This is a genomic window from Streptomyces sp. NPDC050315 (assembly GCF_040655775.1).
GTDB lineage: Bacteria > Actinomycetota > Actinomycetes > Streptomycetales > Streptomycetaceae > Streptomyces.
This window is the reverse complement of sequence record NZ_JBFAKN010000012.1, coordinates 33,389-57,553: the sequence shown is the minus strand read 5'-3', so window position 1 is coordinate 57,553 and position 24,165 is coordinate 33,389. Positions and strand designations below refer to the sequence as shown.

Here is a 24,165-nt window from a genome sequence, read left to right as displayed (position 1 = left end):
ACTCATCCCAGCAGACCTCTTGACAGCGTCAGAACCGTGCCTGTCAGATCAATGCATACGTATTCCATACGCACTTCGAGCGAAGGAGCGACCATGTCCGATGTCGTCGTGTCCACCGCGGAACTGGATCGCCGCACGATCCGCCGCAGCGATTTCGTCTCCTGCAACCAGGCGTTCATCGACTGCCGTACGCCGGGCTCGGACCGGAAGGAGAACTACGCGATGATCGGCCCCGGCGTCTCGCAGTCCTCCGGCCAGCACGTCAACCTCCGCCTGCCGCACGGCTTCCAGGTCGGCGCCGCGGCCATGCCGCACGGCATCACGAACAATCTCCATCTGCACTACACGGCCGAGGTGTTCGTCTGCACCGAGGGCGAGTACCTGTTGCGTTGGGGCGCCGACGGTACGGAGGGCGAGCTGCCGGTCAAGGCGGGCGACGTCGTCTCCGTACCCACCTGGATCTTCCGCGGCTTCACCAACACCGGCCCGGACGACGGCTGGCTGTTCACCGTGCTCGGCATGGACAACACCGGCGGCATCATCTGGGGCCCCTCGGTGCTGCGCGAGGCGGAGGGCCACGGCCTGTACCTCACGGCCGACAACAAACTCATCGACACGGTCGCCGGCGACGAGATCCCCGAGGGCACCGAACTCACCCAGCCGATGGCGCAGGAGTACATCGACCGGCTGCGCCACTACAGCCCCGAGCAGATGAAGCGGCGGGTCGCCGCGGCCGAGGAACTGGTCTGGTCCGACCGGCCCTTCCTCGACAGCGCACTGCCGGGCGGCGGGGCGCGCCTGAGCTGCGTCATCGGGTACGGCATGACCGAGGACCCGCACCAGGAGCCCCGGATCTTCAACCCGCACGGACACAACGCCGCCTGGCTGCGCGCCGAGCCCGGCCAGGGCGTCTCCCTGCACCGCCAGCGCGAGACCCAGGCGCTGATCGTCAAGGACGGGCTCTGGGAAGTCACACTGAACCGCACCGACCCGGTCTCCGTCCGCCTGGGGCCGCGCGACATCCTCTCCGTTCCCGAGGGCGCCTGGCGCACCCTGCGGAACGTGGGTGACACGGAGGGCGACCTCCTGATCGTCAACGGTGGCGACGGCCGGGTGCGCCTGGACTGGGACGAGGAAGTGGTCAAGGCCGCGGCCGACGCCGGGCTGGGCATCGACCACAACAGATACGTCGCCCCGTACGCACTGCTGCCCCGCTCCGCGCGACGCTGATGGCCGCCGCGCTTCCTGCCGGTGCGTCCGGACCGCTGCCGGTCGTGGTGGTCCCCGGCATGCTGTGCGACCACGACCTCTGGACCGACGTGGCGTTCCCCGCGCACCACGAGGTGCACCACGTCGCACTGACGGCACCGGACATCGGCGGGCAGGCCGACGAGGTACTGTCCGCCGTCCCCGGCCCGTTCGTCCTGGTGGGGCTCAGCCTCGGGGCGATCGTCGGCTTCGAAGTGCTGCGCCGGGCGCCCGAGCGGGTCGCGGGATTCTGCGCCATGTCGACCAACGCGGGGGCCCCGCGACCGGAGCAGTACGCCGCCTGGCGCGCCATGGACGGGCTGATCGCCGAGGGGCGGTTCGCGGAGGTCATCGAGCAGACCCTGCCGGGCATGTTCGATGTGACCGAGCCGCCCGGCGACCTGGCGGGCCGTTACCGGAGCATGGCCCACCGGGTCGGCCCGGACTCCGCCCGCGCCCAGCTCGCCGCCCAGGCGACGCGCTCGGACGCACATGACACGCTGCGCACCGTCCGCTGCCCCACGACCGTCCTGTACGGCACGCGGGACGCGCTGTGCCCGCCGGACTTCCACCGCTCGATCGCCCAGGCCGTGCCGGGTGCCCGGCTGACGCCCGTACCCGGCGCCGGTCACCTGCTGCCGATGCAACACCCCCGCCCCGTCTCCGCCGCGGTACGCGACCTGCTCGCGGAGGCGGAACGTACACACCGCATCCCCCCATCACACTCCGAGGAGAGCCCGCCATGCCCCGTCATCTGAAGTCCCCGCTACCCGCCGGTCAGGTGCGCGCGGCCCGCGCCGAGGTCACCGAGCGCGTCGCCGCCATCCTCGACGACATCCGCGAGCGCGGTGACGCGGCGGTCCGCCAGTACTCCGAGAAGTTCGACAACTGGAGCCCGGAGTCCTTCCGGCTCGGCCCGGACGAGATCCGGAAGATCGTCTCCGGAGTGCCGGACACGGTGCTGGAGGACATCCGCTTCGTACAGCAGCAGGTGCGCACCTTCGCCCAGGCGCAGCGCGACTCGATGCAGGACATCGAGATCGAAACACTGCCCGGTGTGCACCTCGGACACAAGCACGTGCCGGTCACCGGCGCAGGTGCGTACGTACCCGGTGGCCGCTACCCGCTGACCGCGTCCGCGCACATGACGATCGTGACCGCGAAGGTCGCGGGCGTGCCCCGGGTCGCCGCCTGCACCCCGCCGATCCGCGGTGAGATCCCCGCGGCCACCGTCGCCGCCATGCATCTGGCCGGGGCCGATGAGATCTACCTGCTGGGCGGCGTCCAGGCCGTCGCGGCCCTGGCGATCGGCACCGAGAGCATCGGCCGGGTGCCGCTGATCGCCGGGCCGGGCAACGCATACGTCGCCGAGGCCAAGCGCCAGCTGTTCGGCGAGGTCGGCATCGACCTGTTCGCCGGGCCCACCGAGATCCTGGTCGTCGCCGACGAGCACGCCGACCCGTTCGTCGTCGCGGTGGACCTGCTCTCGCAGGCCGAGCACGGCCCGGACTCGCCCGCCGTCCTCGTCACCACCTCCGAGGCGCTGGGCCGCGAGGTGGAGCGGCACATCGACCGGCTGCTGCCGGGCATGCCGACCAAGGACTTCGCCGAGCCGGCCTGGCGCGACCACGGCGAGATCGTCGTCGCCGACTCCCTCGACGAGGCATTCGAGATCGCCGACTCCTACGCCAGCGAACACGTCGAGATCCTCACCGAGAACCCGCGCCAGGCCCTGGACCAGATGCGCGACTACGGCGCCCTCTTCCTCGGCGAAGGCACCTGCGTCTCGTACGGCGACAAGGTCATCGGCACCAACCACGTCCTGCCGACCCGCGGCGCAGCCCGCTACACCGGCGGCCTGTGGGTGGGGAAGTACCTCAAGACGGTGACGTACCAGGAGGTCACGGACACCGCCTCGTCGGCGCTGCTCGGCGAGGTGTGCGGCCGCGCCGCACGCGTCGAGCTGTTCGAGGGACACGCCCGCTCCGGCGATGTACGGGCGGCCAAGTACGGCGACGGCACCCTGCCGTGGAACGCCGGTGGTGACGCATGACGGGCGACGCTGTACCACTGCGAGGACGTACCGCACTGGTCACCGGCGGCGGCAGCGGACTCGGCGCGGCCATCACACGCGCCCTGCTGGCCGACGGCGCACGAGTGGTCATCACCGGACGCAACGAGCGCGCCCTCAAGGAGACCGCAACACAGCTCGGACCGGACGTCACCCACCGGGTCTGCGACGTGTCCGACCCCTCGGACGTGGCGGCGCTCGCCGAAAGCCTCGCCGGCGAGGAGATCTCGATCCTCGTCAACAACGCCGGGATCGCCGGGCCGGTGGCCCCGCTGACCGACATCTCCGCGGACGACTGGGACGAGGTCTTCGACATCAACGTCCGCGGTGTGTTCCTGATGTGCCGCGCCTTCCTGCCCGCCATGACCGCACGGGGCGCGGGCGACGTCATCAACATCGCTTCGGTGTCGGGGAAGCGGCCGCTGCTGCGGCGCACCCCCTACTGCGCGTCGAAGATGGCGGTCATCGGCCTCACCACCACGCTGGCAGGTGAAGTGGGCCCGTCGGGTGTCACGGTGAACTCCCTCTCTCCCGGACCGGTCTCGGGCCCGCGGATGGAGCGCAACTTCCGCCTGGAAGCGGAGCGGACCGGCAGCAGTTACGCGGAGGCGGAGGAAGCCTTCGTGTCACGGTCGGCCCTCGGCCGGATGGTCACCGAGGAAGAGGTGGGGGCGGCCGTGACGGCGATGCTGCGGATGCCGGGCCTGTGCGGGGCCGACATCGACCTGTCCGCGGGGATGGTGGCGCGATGACGGTTGTCACAACGGGCCGCCGCTCCCTCAAACAGCGGCTGGCCGCGGGGGAGTGTTTGTACGGTGCGCTGCTCCGCCTCCCGTCGGAGACGCTGGTGGAGATGGCGGGGGTCGCCGGCCTCGACTACGTGGTCATCGACTGCGAACACGGACCGGCCGACACCACGGCGCTCCAGCACCACCTCACCGCGGCCGCCGCGCAGGGCATCGACGTACTCGTCCGCGTGGGTTCCGCCGAGCCCGCACTCGCCCTGCGCTGCCTGGATCTGGGTGCCGCCGGAATCATCCATCCGCACATCGACAGCGCCGAGGACGCACAGCGGGCGGTGGCGGCGGACCGCTATCCACCGGTGGGGGAGCGGGGCTTCGCCACGTACAGCAGGGCGGGCCGCTTCGGTACGGTGACGCCCGCCGAGCACCTCGCCGCCTCGGAGGAGACCCTGGTCGTGGCGATGATCGAGACGGCACAGGCCTGCGCCGCGGCCGACGAGATCGTTGTCACGGAAGGCATCGACGCGGTCCTGGTCGGCCCGGCCGACCTGACCGTGGACTGCGGTTTCCCCGGGACGGACACCATCGACAAGCTCATCGCCGCGACGCACGGGGCAGCACACGACGCCGGCCGCGCGGTCATGTCCATCGTCCCCGACACGGCCGCCGCCAGGGCCGCCGAGCAGGCGGGCGCCCAGCTGGTGCTCTACAACATGGCGCAGGTCCTGATGGACACCTTCCGGTCCCTCGCCGCACCTCATGCCGGGGCCGAGGCCGCGAAACACAACAGCTGACTCACGTCCCACCTATTGACGCTGCTCACCGCCGTCTCTAGGGTCCAGCACACCCCCCTCATTCATACGTATGCATTTCGCGTACGCGCCCCCAGACTCCCTCCCACCGCGCGAACGGAGAAGCCATGTCCGCTGTAGCGCCACCCACAGCCACCGGCGACAGAAACACCGCCGACCCCGAGAACCGGAAGGCGATACGCCGGGCCATCGGCGCGGGAAGTATCGGCAACTTCGTGGAACAGTTCGACTACGGGCTCTACGGCTACATGGCCCCGGTCCTCGCCCCCGCCTTCTTCCCCGGCAGTGACCCGGCGGTCGCGGTGCTGAGCACCTACGCGCTCATCGCGATCGCGTGCCTGTTCCGCCCCCTGGGCGGCACCCTGGTCGGCCGCTGGGGAGACCGGGTGGGCCGAAAGAAGGCACTGTTGTGGACCCTCGTCGTCATGGGCGTGACCACGGCGATGATCGGCGCACTGCCGACGTACCAGCAGATCGGCGTCCTCGCACCGCTCCTCCTCCTGGTCATCCGCATCGTCCAGGGCATGGTCTCCGGCGGCGAGTACGTCGGAGCGGTGGCCTTCATCGTGGAATGGGCCGAGCCCAAGCGACGCGCCTACTACGCCTCGTACGCCTCGAACAGCTGCTTCTTCGGCATCCTCGCGGGAGCCGGCACCGCCGCGCTGACCAGCGCGGTGTTCGAGGGGCCGGCCCTGAACTCGTACGGCTGGCGCATCCCGTTCCTCCTCGCGCTCCCGCTGAGCGCGGTCGGGGTCTGGCTGCGCAAGCGCATCGAGGAGACGCCCGAGTTCATCCGCGCCACGGAGGACGGCACCCAGGTCGTCAAGGCACCCATCCGCGAGGCGCTCCGCTCGCAGCTGCGGCCGATACTGGTCTTCTGCGGCGTCTCGGTGATGCTGGCGATCCTCTCGTACAGCTGGGTCACCTTCTACCCCGAGTACCTCACGGGGACGCTGGGCCTGCCCCGCTGGATGGCGCTGACATCCAACGCGATCTCGGTCGCGGTCCTCATCCCGCTGCTGCCCCTCGCGGGCATCCTCTCGGACCGGATCGGCCGCAAGCCGATGCTGATCATGGGGGCCATCGCCTGCATCGTCCTGGTCCCACTGGCCTTCTTCGTCGGCGAACAGGCCACGTTCGGCGCCGCGATCGCCAGCCAACTCATCTACATCATCCCGGAGTTCTTCCTCACCGGCATCGTCACGGTGTGCGCCGCCGAGCTCTTCGCGACTCGCACCCGGTTCAGCGCCAGCGCCATCGCGTACAACAGCTCATTCTCCGTCTTCATGGGCATCACCCCGTTCGTCGCCGCCCTGCTGGTCACCAGCTTCGACACGATCTACGCCGTGTGGGTCTACCTCGCCGCGGCGGCGGTACTGGCCCTGGTCGTGGTCAGCGCCTTCATGACGGAGACCTACCGGAGCCACCTCGGCGCGGACAAGTTCGCCCGCTGACCGCACCCTCCTGCATACGCATTAACGCACAATCGAGAAAGGGAATCTCATGCCGTTGGATCCCGTCGCCTACCGCCCCTACCAGGACCCCGACGACTTCATCCGTGAGGTCACCGACCACATCTGGGTCAACCGCGATATCTCCTACATCGTTGACAACTACGAGCCGGACTCCATCGTCCACGCGAGCCTCGGCACCGTCGTGGGCCGCGACGGTGTGATCGAAGGCAGCACGATGCGGATGGGCAGCACACCGCAGCACATCGGCCAGGCCGAGGACGTGGTGTGGGAGGCGCGCGGGGACGACGCCTTCCTCAGCTCGCACCTGGTCTTCTCCGCCGACGAGCACCTGGTGGACGGCAAGATCATCCCGATCCGCAAGCGCACGGTCGCCAACTGCCTCTACCGCAGGGGACGGATGGTCGAGGAGTGGGTCGTCCGCGACGAACTCGCCGACTGCCTGCAGCGCGGCGCGGACCCGGACGAGGCGGCCCGCGCCCTGCGCTTCCAGGGTTACACCGGTTCGATGCTGGAGGCGCCGCCCAAGGACGTACTCCTGGAAGGCGTCAGCGGCCCGCGGCCGGACGACTTCCGGCCCGAGTGCGAGATGGTCCTCGAATTCATCGACGAGGTGTGGACCCAGCGCCGGCTGCAGAAGGTCAACGACTTCATGGTGCGGGACCTCTTCCTGCACACCATCGGCGACCGCACCGTCATCCGCCCCGACCGCTACCAGGCCGATCTCCTGTCGACCGTCGGGCCGTTCCCCGACGCGAGGTTCGAGGTGCGGGACATCCAGACCAACTACGCCGAGCGTTACGCCGGTCTGCGGGTGGCCGTGCTGTGGACCATGCACGGTACCTACCGCGGTACGCCCGCGTTCGGCCCCCTGACGGACCAGCCGGTCACCATGCTCGGCGTCTCCCAGTTCCTGATCCAGAACGGGCGGATCGTACGGGAGTTCCGCGTCTACGACGAGATAGCCCTGCGGGCCCAGATCAACAGCACCCGCGGCGACGGCCCGCCCGTGGAGGCCAACATCTACTGACCCGAAGCACCTTGTTGCATTCGGACCGGAGGGGTACCCGATACTCGGGTACCCCTCCGGTCCGTCTGGCGCAACGTCTCCTAGGACCGCAACGTCTCCGAAGGCGACTCCCCGAACTGCTGGCGGTACGCGAGTGAGAAGCGGCCCGGATGGAAGAAGCCCCAGCGCGTTGCCACGGTGGTGACGGTCGTGGTGCCCGGGTCGGAGGCCAGGAGTTCCTTGCGTACGCGGTCCAGGCGGACCTCGCGCAGATACGCGAGCGGTGTCGTGTCGAGGTGCCGGCGGAAGCCCTCCTGGAGAGCTCGTACGCCGACGCCGACGCATTCCGCGATCTCCGCGACCGTGAGCGGCTCGGCGGCGTGCCCCTCGATGATCTCCATGGCGCGGCGGACCGCGGGCGGTGCGACGCGCGGCTGCTCGCCGAGCAGCGCCGGTGTGTAGTTGTTGGGCTGGGCCATCAACAGCTGGGTCATGAGAAGTGATTCGAGCTGTTTTGTCACGATGGGCTGACTCGTCATGCCGTCCGGTCCCTCCGCCTCCCGGCGCATGAGGTCGACGACGTTGAGCCAGGAGCGGGAGCCCGCTGTGGTGAGGTTCATGCCGAGCGAGAAGAGGATCGGGCGGCGCACGGCGCGGCCGAGCAGACTGCCCAGGTGCGATTCCAGGGAGGACCGGTCGAACCACACGATCAGCTGCGGATTGCCGGCACCCCAGCGCATATCCAGCTTTCCGGTCGGAGAGGGGACGGAAGCGAGTTCGGGGGAGGAAATGATCTCCTCGCGGCCGCAGGTGATTTCGGCGTAACCGGCGAGCGGGATCTGTACGAGGAAAAAGCTCTCCAGATCGCCCGGTGTGATGCGGACTTCTGTTCCGTAATCGAGGTAATACAGGCCCGTCCGGTCGAAGGGCGCACCGTGCAGCCGGGCGTCGAGCGTCGCCGAGCGCTGCGTGATGCGCAGGTCATGCGGGCAGAAGGCGCGGCCGACCTCGGCTCGTGCCTCCCAAATGTCCGCTGTATGGAACTGTTGGTGGTTTGCGAGAGGGAGCTCTTCAGCGCGCAAGTGAACCTCCACCTAAATCTCCGCCGCCGAGACGCGTGATCGGGACAGTAGCCCGCGTGATCCGGATAGCGAAGATGATCTTCCCATACCAAGGTGGATCCCCGACCGCGTGCGGAGCCTGCTGCTGCCCGGGCTCGCCGAGTCAGCAGGATCCCTCTGGCCTGCCGGGTGACCAGGACCCATCCCCCGGTCGTACGGTTACCCGGCTTCCCGCGGCTGCCCGCCGGCCCCCCCTCCGGCGGGCAGCCGCATTCCCCACAACCGAATCCCCGCTTCGGTGCCGCCGCCACGTCACCGGAATGCTGTACTGGCGCACTGCACAGCACTGCTGTACCAGCGCACTGCACAGCACCGCACTGCACGGACACCGCTCAAAACTGCACAACCCGACCTCCGGAGGCCCCCCTCATGCGCAAAATCACCATCGTCGGAGCCGGTCAGGCCGGCCTCCAGCTCGGTATCGGCCTGCTCGACCACGGTTACGACGTCACCCTCGTGTCCAACCGCACCGGCGACCAGATCCGCGAGGGCCGGGTCATGTCCAGCCAGGCGATGTTCGGCACCGCACTGGCCCACGAGCGCAACCTCGGCCTCGACTTCTGGGGCAACGCCTGCCCGCCCATCGCCGGGCTCGGTGTGAACATCGCCGACGGCCAGGGCGGCCGGGCGCTCTCCTTCGACGCCCGCCTCGACGCCACGGCGCGCTCGGTCGACCAGCGCGTCAAGATGCCGATCTGGATGGGTGAGTTCGCGCGCCGCGGCGGCCGTCTGGACTTCCGCGAGGCCGGCGTCGAGGACCTGGAGCGCTACGCCGCCGAGTCCGACCTGGTGATCGTCGCGGCCGGCAAGGGTGAGATCGCCGGGCTGTTCGAGCGGGACGCCCAGCGTTCCCCGTACGACGCTCCGCAGCGCGCGCTGGCCCTGGCGTACGTCAACGGCATGGCGCCGCTGCCCGACCGCCTCGGCGTCAGCTTCAACGTCATCCCGGGCGTGGGCGAGTACTTCACCATGCCCAGCCTCACCACCAGCGGCCCCTGCGACATCATGTTCTTCGAGGGCATCCCCGGTGGCCCGTTCGACTGCTTCGACGGGCTCACCCCCGACCAGCAGCTGGCGAAGTTCCAGGAGCTGCTGCGGACGTACGTCCCGTGGGAGGCCGAGCGCTGCACCGATGTCACGCTCACCGATCAGAACGGCACGCTCGCGGGCCGCTTCGCGCCGACCGTCCGCAAGCCCGTCGCCACGCTGCCCTCGGGCGCGCAGGTGCTCGGCCTCGCCGACGTCGTCGTCCTCAACGACCCGATCACCGGCCAGGGCTCCAACAACGCCTCGAAGTGCGCGGCCTCCTACCTCGCCACCATCCTGGACCACGGCGCGCGCCCGTACGACGCCGCGTTCATGGAGCTGGCCTTCGGCCGCTTCTGGGACAACGTGCAGTCCGCCACGGCCTGGACCAACGCGATGCTCGGCGCCCCGCCGCAGCACGTCCTGGAGCTCTTCGGCGCGGCGAGCGCCGACTCCCGTATCGCCGCCCGCTTCGTCAATGGCTTCGACGACCCGCGCGACTACTTCCACTGGTTCATGGACCCGGCCGCCGCGAAGAACTATCTGGCCGAGGTCAGCGTCTGAGCGACCGTCAGTGACAGCCAACTGACTTCGCGTCAGCGGCAGTACATACGCAACGAGAGCAGGACAGCAGGACCATGAGAAGGATCGCGGTGATCGGCGCCGGGCAGGCGGGTGCCCAACTCGCCCTGGGACTCCAGGCGCACGGCTATGACGTCACCCTGGTCACCGACCGCGGCCCCGACGAAATACGTCGCGGCCCGGTCATGTCCAGTCAGTGCATGTTCGACACCGCGCTGCAGACCGAGCGCGAACTCGGCCTGCACCACTGGGAGGACCGGGCCCCGGACATCACCGGCATCGCGCTCTCTCTCATCGGTCCGCACGGCACACCGGAAGTCTCCTGGCGCGCGCCGCTGGAGGGCCCCGCCCACTCCGTCGACCAGCGCGTCAAGTGCGCCGCGTGGATAGAGCAGTTCGCGGAGGGCGGCCGCGGCGAGATCGTGCTGCACGAGGCGGGCGTCAACGACCTCGAGTGGTACGCCCGTACGCACGATCTCGTCGTGGTCTCCACCGGCAAGGGCGAGCTGAGCCGCCTCTTCCCGCGCAACGCCGAACTCTCCCCGTACGACCGGCCGCGCCGTGCGCTGGCGCTGACGTACGTCACGGGAGCGGCACCGCGGGAGGGGGAGGCCGCCGTCCACTACCGCATGGTCCCCGGCGTCGGCGAATACTTCTCCTTCCCCGCCCTCACCACCACCGGGCCCTGCGACATCATGGTGTTCGAGGGCGTCCCCGGGGGGCCGATGGACTGCTGGGACGACATCCACACGCCCGAAGCCCACCTCACCCGCTCCCTCGAAATCCTGCACCGCTTCTTCCCCGACGAGTACGAGCGCTGCCGGCACGCCCAACTCGCGGACCGCGGTGGCGTGTTGCGTGGCGGCATCACCCCGACCGTCCGGCACCCCGTCGCCCGCCTGGCCTCCGGCCGGCACGCCCTCGGCATGGCCGACGCCGTCGTACTCAACGACCCGATCACCGGCCAGGGTTCGAACAACGCGGCCCAGGCCGCATCGCACTACCTCGACAGCATCCTCCGCCACGGCGCCGCCGAATTCACCCCGCAGTGGATGCAGCGCACCTTCGACAACTTCTGGCGCGGCTGGGGTCAATGGTCCGTCGGTTGGACCAACTCCCTCCTGGGCGACCTCGGCCCGCACCACCGCGAACTCCTCACCGCGGCGGCCGAAATACCCGCGGTCGCCGGCGCCCTCGCCACCGGCTTCGACGACCCGCGCACCCTGTACCGCTGGTGGTTCGAGGAGGCCGAGGCGCACCGCTTCCTCGCCGAGAAGCGCGCCCAGCACGCCGCCCGCTTCGACGGCCGCGAGCTGCGCCGCGCGCTCGGCCAGTACGCGACCGGCGTGACCGTGGTGACGGCCCGCGCTCCCGACGGCCGCAACGTCGGCATGACCGCGAACTCCTTTACCTCCGTCTCCCTGGACCCGCCCCTCGTCCTGTGGTGCCCCGGAAAGAACGCCCCGAGCCTCCCGGACTTCACCGACGCCTCGCACTTCGCCGTCCACGTACTGGCCGCCGACCAGCACCATCTCTCCCGCCAGTTCGCCACCCCGGCCGACGACAAATTCCGCGGCATCCCCACCACCCCCGGCATCGCCGGCACCCCCCTCCTGGACGGCACGGTCGCCCGCTTCCAATGCCGCACCGTCCAACGCCTCGACGCCGGCGACCACATCATCTTCCTCGGCGAGGTCGAACAGTACGAGTCCGACGGCGGCGCCCCGCTGGTGTTCCACTCGGGGTACTACCACGTGGCAACGAAGCATCCGGATCTGTGAAGCGGCCTGCGGCCCGGCCGTCCAGTAGTCCGAGGGACCAGTAGTCCGAAGGATCAGGGGCGCAGGCCGGTCAGTCGTGTCTTGGTGCGCTTGACGTCCTCCGTGGACGGCGGCCGCGAGCCGGTGGCCCAGCCGTCCGCGCCCCAGTCGCCGGTGAGCACTGACACGGAGACGTCATTCGCGGCCAGCGCGGTGGTGTCGGCGTTGCGTACCGACTCGGGCGCACTCGGGTCGTAATCGAGCTTGGGCCGGTAGCAGGTGTCGCAGGAGGCCGGGTCCGGGGCATAGGAGACGGTGATGTTCCGCGCCTTGCCGACGTTGGTGAAGGCGACGCGGCCGTCCGGCTTCGCCGGGTAGTTGATGTTGAGTGTGATGCCGGCCGGCAGCAGCGGCCCGCTGCGCGCCGTCCTCACGAGCCGTTCGACGACCCGCTCGGTGAACGCCGCCGCCTGCGGTACGGACGGGTAACGGTCCTGAGGGTTCGTCAGGTCCGCGTCGGCACTCACGGCTATCGCCGGTATGCCCGCTTCCGACGCGACGACCGTGGCGCCCACCGTACCGGAGTGGTTGACGGCGGAACCCGAGTTCGGCCCGGCGTTGACACCGGACACGACGAGATCCGGCTTCGCGCCCCCGAAGGCGTGCCCGATCCCGAAGTTCACCGCGTCCCCGGGCGTGCCGGTGACCGACCAGACGCCCGGCTCGGCCTGCTCGGCGCGCATCGTGGCACTGGGGGAGAGGGTCATACCGGTACCACGACCGGACTGGTCCGTGGCGGGGGCAACAATCACCGCTTCGTGCCCGGCTCTCTTCAACACGCCCTGCAACTGCCGGACATACGCGTGGCGGAAGCCGTCGTCATTGCTGATCAGAACCCGCAACGGCCGCCCGTCACCTGCCCCATTGCGTTGCGGCTGCTCAGTAACAGCAGCGCCGGATCCCGTGACCAGCATGGTCACCGTGGCCGTGGTACCGAGCACTGTCAACGCTTTTCGCGCGGGACTCCACATGGGCCCTCCAGAGGGGAACAGCGTGATGGTGCGACGCATCTCATCGGCCCACGGGTCAACTGTCAACCCGACTGGTCGGTATGTGAATAACGGTTTGGCGCTCGGCTGCTCTCGGCGCCGCTGACCCGGCGGGATCGGCGGAAGACCACTGGAGTTGGTGGTACGAGACACCGCGGCGGATCCCGAGAGGGCCGCGGCGGCAGTGGAGGAATTGGCCGGCCTGGGCGTGGCTGCCGTGGCGGGGGAGTACCACAGCGTCGTCGCCCGCGCCGCTGCCGCCCGCGCCGACGCCCTCGGCCTGCCATTCCTGTGCTCCTCAGCGGTACTCGACGCGCTCACCGAGCAGCCAACGCAACACGTCGCGCGCCTCGCCCCGCCGCAGTCCCGCGGCTGGCAGCGCTACGCGGACTTCCTCCTCGGCGCGGGCCACCGTCGCATCGCCGTAGCGGCCCAGCCGAGTGTCTACTGGACATCCGGAACGCGCATCCTGCGGGACCACCTCGCTCCACGCGGTGGCACCGTCATCGAACTCGACATGAGCGCGCTCACCCCCACGGCTGTGTGCGACGCACTCGTCGACCATGGCGCGACAGCCCTCCTTCTCCTGGTCGGCCACCCGGAGCCGGCCGTGCCGATCGTCAAGTCCGTCCGCCGCGACCAGCGCCTCGCCGACATCATGCTGGGTGCGCCGGCCGGACAACCGGAGTTCGCCGAATGGGCAGCGTTGCTGGGCGACGACGGCGCGGCGATCCCGTTCCTGCGCTACCTGCCCGAGCGCCTCACCCCACTCGGTACACGCGTCGATACGGCCCTCCGCGAGCAGCTTGCGGCAGCGCCCTCCTTCGTCGCCTTCGAGGGCTACGACACGATCGCCGTCCTCGCCGAGGCGCTGCGCTCGCACGGCACGGACCGGGCGCGCACGGCCGCATCCTGGCCGCGCGTGGCAGTCGAAGGCACCCGCGGACGGATCCGGTTCTCCCGCACGCCGGGCATCAGCGTGTGGCAATGGGCTGGGACGCCGATCCAAGTAGTGGATCGAGACCCGACGGCACCGGATCGCTTCCGGATCCTCCAAGCCGGCTGAGGGAGCACGCTGCGCTGGTGCCGCGAGCGAGGCTGCGTGCCTGGCGTGCATGACTTCCGGCCCGACCGATGGCAGAAATTGGCGTCACTCAAATGCAGGAAATCTGTCGTGGCGAGCATAGACATGGGCGGGCGACGGGGTTACTGTTTTACCCGTAGCCACGAGGTCGAGTGAGGCGCGGCAGAGGACGAACTGCCGCGCACGCAGGTCCGAAGAACAACGGCACGGCAGCGGAGTGAGGGAGCCGGAAGGCTGGAAGGGTTCCGTCACTGGCTGCCGGGCCGGCGGCCCAGCAGGGGCCGCGAAGCAGTACCGCACGTTCCAGCAGTACGAAACGGAAGTCCGGAAAGAAGGAGGCAGACGCCATCAGGATCGCCCGGGCGAGGAAGCAGTACCGCCCGGGTACAGCAAGACCCCGGATTGGAAGGTGGTCCCCGGTCACGCATCCGCGATCCCGCGCCTCCGGCCTGTCAGGTGGAGACGCGGAATGAGAAGGCCGGCGCAGCTGTAAGCCGGCAGATGGTGTTGCAATCCCTCGGGGCCTTGGTGCCGTACGGCACCAAGGCCCCTCGACGCATGACCGCAACGAGGTGCAGATGGCAGCAGACAATCCGATCGACCGTCTCGAGGACGACGACTACCCCGCTTACACCATGGGCCGCGCCGCCGAACTCCTTGGCACCACACCCGCCTTCCTGCGGGCGATAGGGAAAGCCCGCTTGATCACCCCGCTTCGCTCCGAGGGCGGCCACCGCCGGTACTCCCGTTACCAGTTGCGCATCGCTGCCCGCGCCCGCGAAATCGTCGACCAGGGCACCCCCATCGAGGCTGCCTGCCGCATCGTCATCCTTGAAGACCAGCTCGAAGAGGCCCAGCGCATCAACGAGGAACTGCGCCACGCCGCCTCACAGCCCGAGGCAAAGCCGACCTGAGCCAACAGCTTCTGCCCCTGGTGACGCCGCCACGCCTGCACACCGCCGACCGCGCCGCCGCTCCTCAGAGCGTAGGGCGCCGCCGGTCGCTGCTGGCCTGGCGCAGGTCGTCGGTGTGACGGGTGAGGGCATCCACGCGAGCCGCGAGATCGGGGCGGCCGGCAGCGAGGTGGTCGCGGGCGCCGGTCAGCGGGCCGAGGAGCGCTGCGACGTCATGGCGGCCCAGCGCCTGAAGGAGAGGCGTGCGGGCCTCAGCGGGCAGGTCGGTCACCGCGGTGATCTCTCCGGCGAGCCGGCGCAGGTCGGCGGCGTTGCTGCGGGCCCAGGTGGTGACGGTGCGGTCGGCGGCGCGCTGATCGCGGGTGGCCTGGATGCGCTCTTCGCCGGTGGTGCCCGGCGCTCCGGGGCGCAGGCGCAGGTAGCGGCGCTCGGCGGACTGCCGATTCGCGACCCCGAGGGGGTGGGCGAGATCGGACCAGCTGGCGCCGGCCGCGCGGGCGGCTTCGATCAGCCCCGTCTCCCAGCCGGCCAGCTGGTCCCGCAGCTGGCGCAGCAGCAACAGCGCGGCCAGCGCCTGCTCCGCGCTGGCGCCGGCCTGCTCTGCGCCGGCGCCGGGCTCGGGCTGCCGGCCGGCCTGCTCTGTACCGGTTCCGGGCTCGGGCCGCTGGTCGGCCTGCCCAGGATGCGGTAGCTGCGCGATGCGTACGGCCTCCTCGATCGCCGCCAGCGCCGCTTCGGCGGCGGGGAACGAGGCGGGCGGGGACACAGGTTTCTGGTCGTCTGCGGCCATGAGTCACCTCCGCTCAGAGCGTCACCCTTCAGGCGACGTGCTCGCTTGTCATCGTCTGGATGACATGCTACAAGAGAAGCAGGTAGCAGCGCATGGGCATGTACAGCCCGAGCGAAAACGGAGGTGTTTTCCCGATGCTGATGCGCACCGATCCTTTCCGTGAGCTGGACCGGCTCACCCAGCAGCTCCTCGGCACCAACCCGTCCGGCACCTGGTCGCGGCCCTCGGCGATGCCGATGGATGCCTACCGCGAAGGCGACGAGTACGTGATCGCCCTCGACCTGCCGGGCGTCGACCCCGAGGCGATCGACATCGACGTCGAGCGGAACATGCTCACGGTCAAGGCCGAGCGCCGGCCCGTCACCAAGAGCGACAAGGTCCAGGTGGAACTCTCCGAGCGGCCCCTGGGCGTCTTCTCGCGCCAGGTGATGCTCGCCGACTCCCTGGACACCGAGCACATCAACGCCGACTACGACGCGGGCGTCCTCACCGTACGCATCCCGATCGCCGAGCGCGCCAAGCCGCGCAAGATCTCCATCAGCGCGGGCTCGGGGCGCAAGGAGATCCGCGGCTGAGGCCGACCATGAGGCCATGAGGCCATGAGGCCATGAGGCCATGAGGCCATGAGGCCATGAGGCCATGAGGCCAAGGGGCCAAGAGAACAAGAGGACACCTCACCCCGCGGTGGCGGAGGGCGGGCTGATCCCTCCCCCTCAACCCAGGCCCTCCGCCACCCCGCAACCCACGCACCCGTACCCACATACGACGTACGCCGTACGGACCGATGAACGGAAGAGGGGATCGCGGTGGTCATGCAGCGAGAAGCGTTCCTGGACCAGGTACAAGAACGCGGCGAGTACCCGACCCGTACGGAAGCCGACCGGGCGGCGCGCATCGTCCTGGCGCTGATGGGCGCGCACCTGGTGGGCGACGTGCGGGCCGAGCTGGCTGCCCGGCTCCCGGAGACCTTCGCCCTGATCCTGCTGAACCCGTTGCAGGCGTCCGAGCCCCTCTCCCCGGAGCGTTTCGTGCGCGCCACCGCGGCGTGGATCGAGGGCGCCACCGAGCAGACCGCCGCCTGGGACGTCGGTGCCGTACTCAGCGTCGCCGCGGACGCGGCCGGCGAGGAACTCACCCGCCGCATCCTGTTCCAGCTCCCGCCGGGCTACGACCTGCTCTTCGGCCGCCCCCAGGAAACCACCGCCCCCGAACACAGCACACCAAACCGGTGAGCAGCCCGCCCGCCGTCAGAACAATCCCCACAATCCCCATACCGAGAAAGGCACCCACCCACCGATGCAGCCCCTCTCGCAGCAGACCGCGAACACGCCGGCCCTGTCCTACACACAGATGCTGGAACGCGTCCGCTACGACGGCGCCTACCCCACCCGCGAACGAGCCGAAGAAGTCACCCGCGCCGTACTGGCGGCCCTCGGCCGACGGCTCACCGGCGAGGAACGCGTCGAACTCGCCGCCCGCCTGCCCCGCCAGGCCGCGCAGATCTTCACCGCGCAGATACCCGAAACCGACACCCTGACCGGCTGGCACTTCATCAAGGACCTGGCCGCCCGCACCGGCGGCACCCTGGCCACCACACGCTGGGACGCCGGCTCCGTCCTCGGCGTAGTCGCCCACCTCGCCGGCCCCACCCTCCTGGACCGAATCCTCACCCAACTCCCCTCCGGCTACGCCATCCTCTTCGGCCGCGCTGAACTCGTACAGGCCGCCTGACAGAGCGTGGGGCGTTTCAACGCGGCCGTTCACCGGTTGGAGTGATGCAAGATCGGTCGCTTGACGGCCGGGCGCGACCCGACAGGAGAAGTGCTGACCAGGCCGTTGGTACGCGTGATGCGTCGAAGTGCCCGTCGGCCGTGTCCGGTTCACGTCAAGACTCTGCTGCCCATGTTGTTCGGTTTCTCCCTCGCCGCTTAGGTATCAGGCGCGGGCCCTGGACAAGCGCCACCTGCGGCGCTCCAGCAGCGCTCGCCGCACTCGCCCGCGCCTCTGCCCAGACACCGTCACATGCACTCCACCCAGCAGCCAGACCAACACCTTTGACCCGCCTCTGACCAGCACCCCAATGAGGACGACCGCCGTCGTCAGCACTCAGTACGGCCCCTGCGTCTCCACAATCCCCGGCTTGACCTCCGGCAGCCGCGAGGCTCGATTCGTCCGCGAGATGGCCTGCCTGGACCTCCTCTCCGGTGGCACTGTCGAGTTCACCATCACCTGGAACAACGGCCGAACCTCTACCGTCAAGGGCAACCGAGTTGCGAACAGGGAGGGTTGAGAGCGCACAGCGCGGCAACGGCCTCTGTGTGCAACCCAACCGTGCAACCCAACCCACTGCACGCGGGGACGGTGGGGCCCTGCGCCCGGGGCCCCACGCCGGGCCGCCGTCGTCGATGTCGGTGGTGGCTGGCGTAGTCGCGGCCATGTTGCAGGTATGTCGGTAGCTGACCGCTCACCCGCAGCCGGACTTCCTCCGGTCTTCGAGTCATCGGGCGCGGGAAACGTGCGTGCGTAGGGGATCTCGGCCGTGCCAGGATGGGGGCGGGAAGCGAGGTCTCGTGGACGAGTTGGGGCGATTTCGCCTGGCGGTGGTTGCGTGGGCGGCCGGCGGAGCGGGGGCGGGTGCGGCGGCCGCGGTGGCCCGGGAGCTGGCCGGCGGCGTGCGGACGGTCGTGCTCGTCGAGGGCAGCAGTGATCAGGTCGCGCTCGAAGCGCTGGCCACGCGCCATGGCCGCGACCTCGTTGCGGAGGGCGTTGCGCTAGTACCGCTGGGAGGCGCAACGAACATCGGGCGTTTCCTGGACGTGTGCGGTCCTCCGGGGCTCGGCCTCCCGCTGGCCGGTCTCTGTGACATCGGCGAGGAGCGGCATTTCCGGCGTCATCTGGAACGGGTCGGGCTCGGGTCCGGTCTCACGTACGCCGGACTGGAGGCACTCGGATTCCACGTGTGCGTCGCCGACCTGGAGGACGAGCTGATCCGCGCGCTGGGAGCCGAGGGCGTGCAGCAAGTGATCGAGGCCCAGGACGAGATGCGCCCCTTCCGCATCTTTCAGGGGCAGCCGGCACAGCGGGAACGGCCCGTGGAACACCAGCTGCGGCGCTTCATGGGTACGCACAGCGGTCGCAAGGCGCTCTACGCGCAGGCGTTGATCGCGCACCTGGAGCTCGAGCGCGTGCCGCGGCCGCTGGAGCGCCTTCTCACGCACGTGTGACACGGCCGACGGCGGGCTGGGCGGCGTTGCGGGACTTGGCCGTTCGGCTGGGACCCATCACGCCCATCACGCCCATCACGTCAGGAGCGTGCGCCAGCGGTCGGCCGACTCCCTCATGTCGAGGATGACCCGCTCCAGGAACGTTCCTCCCTTGGCGAGCCGCTGCCCCACGGGGCTGTCAAGCCCGAACGCCTCCGCCGCCGCCATCGCGGCCCGCGCCGACTCGAGCGTCTGCTGTGAGCTGATCACGATGGAGTTGTACCAGGCGTCGTCGTCGACCACATAGATGTCGCGACGCCGCTGCGGATCGCGCTCGCGCCGTACATACCCGTGCTGCACCAGGAAGTTCACGGCAACGGAGACAGACGCCGGGCTCACCTTGAGCCTGCGGGTCAGCTCCGCTGCGGTGCGCCTGCCGTCCTCGGACAGCAACAGATCGACGTGTACGCGCGCCGTCATCCTCGGCAGCCCCGACCTGACCGCCAGCTCGATGATCTCCTCTTCCATCGTGCTGCTCGGCGCACTCGCACTCGCACTCGCCGCGCGTGCGGGTGCCGGTGTGCCACGCCGCGCCCGCTGGACCGTCGCGTGATGCGCCTGCTGGGGCCGGTAGCCGCCGGGGCCGCCGTTGCGTCCGACCTCCCGGCTGATCGTCGAGGTCGTCCGGTCAAGTCGCCTGGCGATCTCGGCGTACGAGAGCCCGTCGGCGAGTCCGGCCGCGATGCGCTGGCGGTCCTGCTGGGTCAACCGTCCTCCTGGCATGCCCTCAGTATTGCCTTCGCCCTCATCCATTGCAACGAGACGTTGCATTCGAGTCCAGCGTCATTGCATCAATTTCCCGCTGTCCACCTGCGTAAATGCGATTCGGTCGATTGACGCAATTCTGAATGCAACGTAGCTTTCGAATTGCGCCAAACACGTCCTATCGCGAGATGAGGAATGGCCATGGGGGAATCCATGCACACCGTCACAACGCTGCCGACGATGCGTCAGCCCGGCTGCCCGTTCGACCCGCCGGCGGAGCTGATCGACGCCCGCCGACACAGCCCCATCAGCCGCTACACCTTCCCCGGCGGAAAGCCCGGCTGGCTGATCACCGGATATGACCTGGTCAGGTCGGTCCTGGCTGACTCGCGGTTCAGCTCGCGCAAGGAGCTGATGCGCTACCACCCGACCATCGACTACGGCGACATCGAGGTCCCTCCGGCGGCGCCCGGCGAGTTTCTCCTCATGGACGACCCGCAGCACCGGCGCTATCGCAAGCCGCTGATGGGCAAGTTCACCGTACGGCGGATGCGACTGCTCACCGAGCGCGTCGAGCAGATCACCACCGACTGCCTGGACGCGATGGAGAAGGCAGGGCCGCCGGCGGACCTGGTGACCGCGTTCGCCAAGCCCATCCCCGCCATCATCATCTGCGAGCTGCTGGGCGTGCCGTACGAGGACCGGGGCTCCTTCCAGGCCCACGTCGACTCGTTCATGAACGGGGAGACGAGCGACGAGGAGCTGATAGCGGCCTACACCGCAGTCCAGAACTACCTGGCGGAGCTGGTGGCCGCCAAGCGCGCGAACCCCACCGACGATGTGCTCAGCGACCTCACCGACAGCGATCTGAACGATGAGGAGCTGAAGGGGATCGCCCTGATCCTGCTGGCAGCCGGGCTCGACACCACCACCAACATGCTCGCGCTGGGCACCTTCGCGTTGCTGCGGAATCCGGCGCAACTGGCCGCGCTGCGCGCCGATCCCGCGCTCACCGACGGGGCCGTGGAAGAGCTGCTGCGGTATCTGAGTGTTGCCAAGACGTTCATGAGGACGGCGCTGGAGGACGTCGAGTTGGGCGGCCGGACCATCGAGGCCGGCGCGCCCGTCATCCTGTCGTACCACACCGCCAACCGCGACCCCGAGCGCTTCGCCGACCCTCACGTACTCGACCTCCGCAGGCAGGACGGCGGGCACCTGGCCTTCGGCCACGGCATCCACCAATGCCTGGGCCAGCAACTGGCCCGCGTCGAAATGCGAGTCGCCTTCTCCGCGCTGCTCAACCGCTTCCCCACACTGCGCCTGGCCGTACCGGCCGAAGAGGTCAGCCTGCGCCCGGAGACCGCGGACATCTACGGGGTGAAGAGCCTTCCGGTCACCTGGGACGTGTGACGCGAGCCGGGTGACCCGTACGGCGAGGTGAACCTCGACGCCCTCAGATCACCGGCTCTCCGGCTCGGATCACTGGGCGGAAACCTTGTGGACGGTGGTGTCATCGGGGCTCAGCCGTCGCCCATCCGCGGACAGCACTTCCAACGCGCGGAGGGGATGTCCCTGCCGGCGGTCGACCAACCGTGAGTGTGGTTCGTCGGGGGCGAAGAAGTTCTCTTCGCCCCACTGCCGCAGTGCCACGATTACGGGGAAGAGCGCCTTGCCCTTGGGAGTTAGTACGTACTCGCGGTAGGCGCTGCCGTCCGAGGCGGGGACGGATTCGAGTACACCGCCGGCGACCAGGGTGCGCAGTCGCGCGGTGAGGATGTTCTTCGCCACGCCGAGGCTGCGCTGGAACTCCCCGAAGCGCCGGCTCCCATCGAAGGCGTCCCGCACGATCAGCAGGGACCACCAGTCGCCGATCGCGTCCACCGACCGGGCGACGGGACACTCGCTGTCATCGAAGCGCGTTCTGCTCACCATGGCGTCCCTCACTTTCACGATCACTCTCACAGTATGGTTGCAACATGCTACCAGAAGGGCTACCTTCACCATCGGTAGCAAGATGAAACCGGATGTGCGGAGGAGTGCCGATGCCCGGCAACTGCGAGGCTGTGACACGAGGGGCCGATGCGCGACGGACCGAGCCGCGACGTGGCAAGGTGGGGCGGGCCGAGGTAGGGCGGGCCGAGGCCCGAAGTGGCGAGGGCTCCGCGTTCGTACTCTCCCGTGGCATCGTCACACTCTTCGCCATCGCCTGCGGGGCCGCGGTGGCCAACGTCTACTTCTCCCAGCCGCTCCTGGTCACCATGGGGCACGACCTCGCCATGAGCCCGGCACTCGTCGGCAGCGTGGTCACCCTCACGCACGTCGGATACGGGCTGGGACTCTTCTTCCTCGTGCCGCTGGGCGACGTGACCAACCGCAGGCGACTCATCGTGGTCCAACTTCTGCTGTTAGTAGGGGCATTGACTGTCGTGGCCACCGCCCACACCGCGGCGATCCTGCTCGCGGGCATGGCCGCGACGGGGCTCCTCGCAGTCGTCACGCAGACGTTGGTGGCCTTCGCGGCGGCACTGGCCCCTCCCGCCGGGCGCGGACGGATCGTTGGTCTCGTCACCAGCGGCGTGGTCATCGGAATCCTGCTTGCCCGCACCGTATCCGGCCTCATGGCCGATCTCGCGGGCTGGCGCTCCGTCTACCTCGCCTCGGCGTCGCTCACCGCGCTGCTCGCCCTGGTCCTGTACCGAGTACTGCCGCGCCGCAGTGACACGCCGCCGACACCCCTCCGGTACGGACACCTCCTGCGCTCCACGATCACCCTCTTCGCACGGGAACAACTACTGCGTATCCGGGCCCTGTTCGGCCTGCTGATCTTCGCCGCCTTCAGCACCCTGTGGAGCAGCGTCGCGCTACCGCTCAGCGAGGCCCCGTACTTCCTGCCCCACAGCGCGATCGGGGCGCTGGGGCTGATCGGTGTCGCCGGCGCCCTGGCCGCGACCGTGGCCGGCGGCCTGAACGACCGCGGACTCTCCCGGCGAACCACCGGCATCGCCCTGGCCTTGCTCACCGCCTCGTGGCTGCCCTTGTCCTTCACCCGCAGCTCGCTCTGGGCCCTGTTCCTCGGGGTGATTCTCCTCGACCTCGCCGTGCAGGCGGTCCATGTCACCAACCAGACCCTGATCTACGCGCTGCACCCGGACGCGGGCAGCCGGCTGATCGGCGGCTACATGGTCTTCTACTCCATCGGCAGCGCCACCGGCGCCATCGCCGCGACCTCCCTCTACACAGTGGCCGGCTGGGCCGCCGTATGCGCACTAGGTGCGGCGTTCAGCTTCCTCGGATTCGCGCTGTGGGCATTCACTCGACACACCTCCCCGGGCCCCGCCGCCAAGGCGACCTCGCACAGCGAAACCTGAGCGTTGTCGCCGAAAGCTCCTCGAAAAATTCGTCGATGTCTTCGGTGAGGTACCAGCCACCCGGGCGCATGCCTCCCGACCCCTCAGGCATCTTCAGTCCACGCTCAGCCCGCCTCCGGACGCCGCGCGAGAAAGACGAACTCGCGGCCCGGACGGTCAGGCGCCTCACGTACATCGTCGACAACAAACCCCTGCGCCAACAGGTCCGCCTCGACCTCCTCCCGTTCACGGAAACGCAACGTCGAATCGGACGTCAGCACTTGCCCGTCCGCAGCGAACACGTAGGTCCACCGAAACGTCACCAGCGGCCAACTCACGTCGGTCACCTCGACCCAGCTCTCGACCGCACCAACGCTTGGGATGTCGGTCACATGGTGCGAATCCTCCCGGTTCCACTCCTCCCAGGCACGCCTGGCCGGCTTCCGGGTCTCGAACATCAGGCGCCCGCCTGACCGCAGTGACTCGTATGCCCTACCCAGCGTCTGCTGCCAGACCTTCGGGTCCACGATGGCCTGAGCTACGTTCGCCGTCATGGTGGCCAGATCGACCTGCAGCGCTGGAAGTGCCGACACGTCACCGCAGATCCACCGCACCCGTTCGCTGCCCGGCTTGCCCTGAGCTACTTCAATCGACGCCTCGGCGGGGTCGATCCCGACAACCTCGATCCCGCGATCAGCCAAGAGAAGGGCGAACACTCCTGTTCCGCAACCGATGTCCAGCACCCGACGTGCTTCGGTCTCCTCCGCTAGGTGGACGTACGCGTCAAGGTCGCTGCGATCAGGGTCAAGCGGGTCATAGATCGCGGCGAGCCGTGGATGCCCGAAGCACTCGTCAGCCATGCAGTCGAAGGTACGCGGCCTCCAAGGCCCTGCGGTACTCCTTGCGTTCGCCCGAACGATGGCATCGTCTGCGTGATGGGCGACGCTGACCACGACAACGTTGCATCTCAGCGTGTGATGTCGCGGCGGGTATGCGCCTGGTCGCAGAAGATGAACGAGTTCGCCATGGTCGCACCCTGGAGGGGCCGCGCCCGGGACTCGGAGTCGCGGCCCCTCGCTCACAACTACGGGCTGAGCTCGCGGCGCGGCGGCAGCGCACCTGGCCACGCAGTCGGCGTAGGCAGCGTGTTGTGTTCGGAGGGAGCCCCG

23 protein-coding genes are annotated in these 24,165 nt (G+C 69.2%); 17 read left to right on the top strand and 6 right to left on the bottom strand.

What is annotated here, in order from left to right; all coding sequences use genetic code 11:
* Positions 1-93 precede the first annotated feature (93 nt).
* The 7 genes from AB0I82_RS33415 (at position 94) to AB0I82_RS33385 (ending at position 7,376) form a co-directional block, all read left to right on the top strand.
* Positions 94-1,230 (top strand): cupin domain-containing protein, encoded by a 1,137-nt coding sequence (locus tag AB0I82_RS33415; RefSeq protein WP_363261229.1) that lies wholly within the window; start codon positions 94-96, stop codon positions 1,228-1,230.
* A complete protein-coding gene (locus AB0I82_RS33410; protein ID WP_363261228.1) occupies positions 1,230-2,006 on the top strand; it encodes an alpha/beta fold hydrolase in 777 nt (258 codons plus the stop codon). The genes AB0I82_RS33415 and AB0I82_RS33410 overlap by 1 nt, the downstream gene beginning before the upstream one ends.
* Entirely contained in the window at positions 1,991-3,301 is a 1,311-nt protein-coding gene (gene hisD, locus AB0I82_RS33405; RefSeq protein ID WP_363261227.1) for a histidinol dehydrogenase, read from the top strand. The genes AB0I82_RS33410 and hisD overlap by 16 nt, the downstream gene beginning before the upstream one ends.
* Positions 3,298-4,071 (top strand): SDR family oxidoreductase, encoded by a 774-nt coding sequence (locus tag AB0I82_RS33400; protein ID WP_363261225.1) that lies wholly within the window; start codon positions 3,298-3,300, stop codon positions 4,069-4,071. Before hisD ends, AB0I82_RS33400 begins: the two co-directional genes overlap by 4 nt.
* Complete coding sequence (locus AB0I82_RS33395; RefSeq protein WP_363261224.1) at positions 4,068-4,856, top strand: aldolase/citrate lyase family protein; 789 nt, start codon at positions 4,068-4,070, stop codon at positions 4,854-4,856. Before AB0I82_RS33400 ends, AB0I82_RS33395 begins: the two co-directional genes overlap by 4 nt.
* Before the next feature lie 125 nt (positions 4,857-4,981).
* Positions 4,982-6,328: an MFS transporter gene (locus tag AB0I82_RS33390; RefSeq protein WP_363261223.1), complete on the top strand. Its 1,347-nt coding sequence runs from the start codon at positions 4,982-4,984 to the stop codon at positions 6,326-6,328.
* Positions 6,329-6,377: 49 nt separating this feature from the next.
* Positions 6,378-7,376: an ester cyclase gene (locus tag AB0I82_RS33385; RefSeq protein WP_363261222.1), complete on the top strand. Its 999-nt coding sequence runs from the start codon at positions 6,378-6,380 to the stop codon at positions 7,374-7,376.
* Positions 7,377-7,456: 80 nt separating this feature from the next.
* Here the strand turns inward: AB0I82_RS33385 and AB0I82_RS33380 are convergent, their stop codons facing one another.
* Positions 7,457-8,437 (bottom strand): AraC family transcriptional regulator, encoded by a 981-nt coding sequence (locus AB0I82_RS33380; RefSeq protein WP_363261220.1) that lies wholly within the window; start codon positions 8,435-8,437, stop codon positions 7,457-7,459.
* A 408-nt stretch (positions 8,438-8,845) separates the two neighbouring features.
* Here AB0I82_RS33380 and AB0I82_RS33375 point away from each other — a divergent pair, with 408 nt between their 5' ends.
* Positions 8,846-10,066: a styrene monooxygenase/indole monooxygenase family protein gene (locus tag AB0I82_RS33375; protein ID WP_363261219.1), complete on the top strand. Its 1,221-nt coding sequence runs from the start codon at positions 8,846-8,848 to the stop codon at positions 10,064-10,066.
* 74 nt (positions 10,067-10,140) lie between these two features.
* Positions 10,141-11,865 (top strand): styrene monooxygenase/indole monooxygenase family protein, encoded by a 1,725-nt coding sequence (locus tag AB0I82_RS33370; RefSeq protein ID WP_363261218.1) that lies wholly within the window; start codon positions 10,141-10,143, stop codon positions 11,863-11,865.
* Between the two features lie 53 nt (positions 11,866-11,918).
* Here the strand turns inward: AB0I82_RS33370 and surE are convergent, their stop codons facing one another.
* Positions 11,919-12,818 (bottom strand): 5'/3'-nucleotidase SurE, encoded by a 900-nt coding sequence (surE, locus tag AB0I82_RS33365; RefSeq protein ID WP_363261340.1) that lies wholly within the window; start codon positions 12,816-12,818, stop codon positions 11,919-11,921.
* Between the two features lie 190 nt (positions 12,819-13,008).
* Here surE and AB0I82_RS33360 point away from each other — a divergent pair, with 190 nt between their 5' ends.
* Both AB0I82_RS33360 and AB0I82_RS33355 read left to right on the top strand, forming a co-directional pair.
* The gene (locus AB0I82_RS33360; protein WP_363261339.1) at positions 13,009-13,959 is read left to right on the top strand and encodes an ABC transporter substrate-binding protein; all 951 of its coding nucleotides are present in this window, start codon (positions 13,009-13,011) and stop codon (positions 13,957-13,959) included.
* Positions 13,960-14,555: 596 nt separating this feature from the next.
* Entirely contained in the window at positions 14,556-14,891 is a 336-nt protein-coding gene (locus tag AB0I82_RS33355) for a MerR family transcriptional regulator (RefSeq protein WP_363261217.1), read from the top strand.
* A gap of 64 nt (positions 14,892-14,955) precedes the next feature.
* On the opposite strand, the gene AB0I82_RS33350 is transcribed toward AB0I82_RS33355, so the two are convergent.
* On the bottom strand, positions 14,956-15,681 hold the full coding sequence (locus AB0I82_RS33350) for a type III effector protein (RefSeq protein ID WP_363261216.1): 726 nt from the start codon (positions 15,679-15,681) through the stop codon (positions 14,956-14,958).
* 134 nt (positions 15,682-15,815) lie between these two features.
* On the opposite strand from AB0I82_RS33350, the gene AB0I82_RS33345 reads away from it, so the two are divergent.
* From AB0I82_RS33345 to AB0I82_RS33330, 4 genes are all read left to right on the top strand, one after another.
* Complete coding sequence (locus tag AB0I82_RS33345; protein WP_363261215.1) at positions 15,816-16,256, top strand: Hsp20/alpha crystallin family protein; 441 nt, start codon at positions 15,816-15,818, stop codon at positions 16,254-16,256.
* Positions 16,257-16,493: 237 nt separating this feature from the next.
* On the top strand, positions 16,494-16,913 hold the full coding sequence (locus AB0I82_RS33340; RefSeq protein WP_363261213.1) for a DUF2267 domain-containing protein: 420 nt from the start codon (positions 16,494-16,496) through the stop codon (positions 16,911-16,913).
* A gap of 64 nt (positions 16,914-16,977) precedes the next feature.
* The gene (locus AB0I82_RS33335) at positions 16,978-17,412 is read left to right on the top strand and encodes a DUF2267 domain-containing protein (protein ID WP_363261212.1); all 435 of its coding nucleotides are present in this window, start codon (positions 16,978-16,980) and stop codon (positions 17,410-17,412) included.
* An 839-nt stretch (positions 17,413-18,251) separates the two neighbouring features.
* On the top strand, positions 18,252-18,905 hold the full coding sequence (locus AB0I82_RS33330; RefSeq protein WP_363261211.1) for an ATP-dependent endonuclease: 654 nt from the start codon (positions 18,252-18,254) through the stop codon (positions 18,903-18,905).
* A 75-nt stretch (positions 18,906-18,980) separates the two neighbouring features.
* On the opposite strand, the gene AB0I82_RS33325 is transcribed toward AB0I82_RS33330, so the two are convergent.
* On the bottom strand, positions 18,981-19,652 hold the full coding sequence (locus tag AB0I82_RS33325) for a helix-turn-helix domain-containing protein (protein WP_363261210.1): 672 nt from the start codon (positions 19,650-19,652) through the stop codon (positions 18,981-18,983).
* A gap of 198 nt (positions 19,653-19,850) precedes the next feature.
* Between AB0I82_RS33325 and AB0I82_RS33320 the strand changes: the two genes are divergently transcribed.
* Entirely contained in the window at positions 19,851-21,059 is a 1,209-nt protein-coding gene (locus AB0I82_RS33320) for a cytochrome P450 (protein WP_363261208.1), read from the top strand.
* 69 nt (positions 21,060-21,128) lie between these two features.
* On the opposite strand, the gene AB0I82_RS33315 is transcribed toward AB0I82_RS33320, so the two are convergent.
* Positions 21,129-21,581, bottom strand: a complete 453-nt coding sequence (locus AB0I82_RS33315; RefSeq protein WP_363261207.1) for a helix-turn-helix domain-containing protein — start codon at positions 21,579-21,581, stop codon at positions 21,129-21,131.
* A 110-nt stretch (positions 21,582-21,691) separates the two neighbouring features.
* On the opposite strand from AB0I82_RS33315, the gene AB0I82_RS33310 reads away from it, so the two are divergent.
* Complete coding sequence (locus AB0I82_RS33310; RefSeq protein ID WP_363261206.1) at positions 21,692-23,017, top strand: MFS transporter; 1,326 nt, start codon at positions 21,692-21,694, stop codon at positions 23,015-23,017.
* 104 nt (positions 23,018-23,121) lie between these two features.
* Here the strand turns inward: AB0I82_RS33310 and AB0I82_RS33305 are convergent, their stop codons facing one another.
* Positions 23,122-23,856 (bottom strand): class I SAM-dependent methyltransferase, encoded by a 735-nt coding sequence (locus AB0I82_RS33305; RefSeq protein WP_363261205.1) that lies wholly within the window; start codon positions 23,854-23,856, stop codon positions 23,122-23,124.
* Positions 23,857-24,165: the final 309 nt, after the last annotated feature.

Bases quoted from the DNA above. Each gene is read 5' to 3' on its own strand.
- AB0I82_RS33415 (WP_363261229.1), top strand. From the start codon at position 94: ATGTCCGATGTCGTCGTGTCCACCGCGGAACTGGATCGCCGCACGATC.
- AB0I82_RS33410 (WP_363261228.1), top strand. From the start codon at position 1,230: ATGGCCGCCGCGCTTCCTGCCGGTGCGTCCGGACCGCTGCCGGTCGTG.
- hisD (WP_363261227.1), top strand. From the start codon at position 1,991: ATGCCCCGTCATCTGAAGTCCCCGCTACCCGCCGGTCAGGTGCGCGCG.
- AB0I82_RS33400 (WP_363261225.1), top strand. From the start codon at position 3,298: ATGACGGGCGACGCTGTACCACTGCGAGGACGTACCGCACTGGTCACC.
- AB0I82_RS33395 (WP_363261224.1), top strand. From the start codon at position 4,068: ATGACGGTTGTCACAACGGGCCGCCGCTCCCTCAAACAGCGGCTGGCC.
- AB0I82_RS33390 (WP_363261223.1), top strand. From the start codon at position 4,982: ATGTCCGCTGTAGCGCCACCCACAGCCACCGGCGACAGAAACACCGCC.
- AB0I82_RS33385 (WP_363261222.1), top strand. From the start codon at position 6,378: ATGCCGTTGGATCCCGTCGCCTACCGCCCCTACCAGGACCCCGACGAC.
- AB0I82_RS33375 (WP_363261219.1), top strand. From the start codon at position 8,846: ATGCGCAAAATCACCATCGTCGGAGCCGGTCAGGCCGGCCTCCAGCTC.
- AB0I82_RS33370 (WP_363261218.1), top strand. From the start codon at position 10,141: ATGAGAAGGATCGCGGTGATCGGCGCCGGGCAGGCGGGTGCCCAACTC.
- surE (WP_363261340.1), bottom strand. From the start codon at position 12,818: ATGCTGGTCACGGGATCCGGCGCTGCTGTTACTGAGCAGCCGCAACGC.
- AB0I82_RS33355 (WP_363261217.1), top strand. From the start codon at position 14,556: ATGGCAGCAGACAATCCGATCGACCGTCTCGAGGACGACGACTACCCC.
- AB0I82_RS33350 (WP_363261216.1), bottom strand. From the start codon at position 15,681: ATGGCCGCAGACGACCAGAAACCTGTGTCCCCGCCCGCCTCGTTCCCC.
- AB0I82_RS33345 (WP_363261215.1), top strand. From the start codon at position 15,816: ATGCTGATGCGCACCGATCCTTTCCGTGAGCTGGACCGGCTCACCCAG.
- AB0I82_RS33340 (WP_363261213.1), top strand. From the start codon at position 16,494: ATGCAGCGAGAAGCGTTCCTGGACCAGGTACAAGAACGCGGCGAGTAC.
- AB0I82_RS33335 (WP_363261212.1), top strand. From the start codon at position 16,978: ATGCAGCCCCTCTCGCAGCAGACCGCGAACACGCCGGCCCTGTCCTAC.
- AB0I82_RS33320 (WP_363261208.1), top strand. From the start codon at position 19,851: ATGGGGGAATCCATGCACACCGTCACAACGCTGCCGACGATGCGTCAG.
- AB0I82_RS33315 (WP_363261207.1), bottom strand. From the start codon at position 21,581: ATGGTGAGCAGAACGCGCTTCGATGACAGCGAGTGTCCCGTCGCCCGG.
- AB0I82_RS33310 (WP_363261206.1), top strand. From the start codon at position 21,692: ATGCCCGGCAACTGCGAGGCTGTGACACGAGGGGCCGATGCGCGACGG.
- AB0I82_RS33305 (WP_363261205.1), bottom strand. From the start codon at position 23,856: ATGGCTGACGAGTGCTTCGGGCATCCACGGCTCGCCGCGATCTATGAC.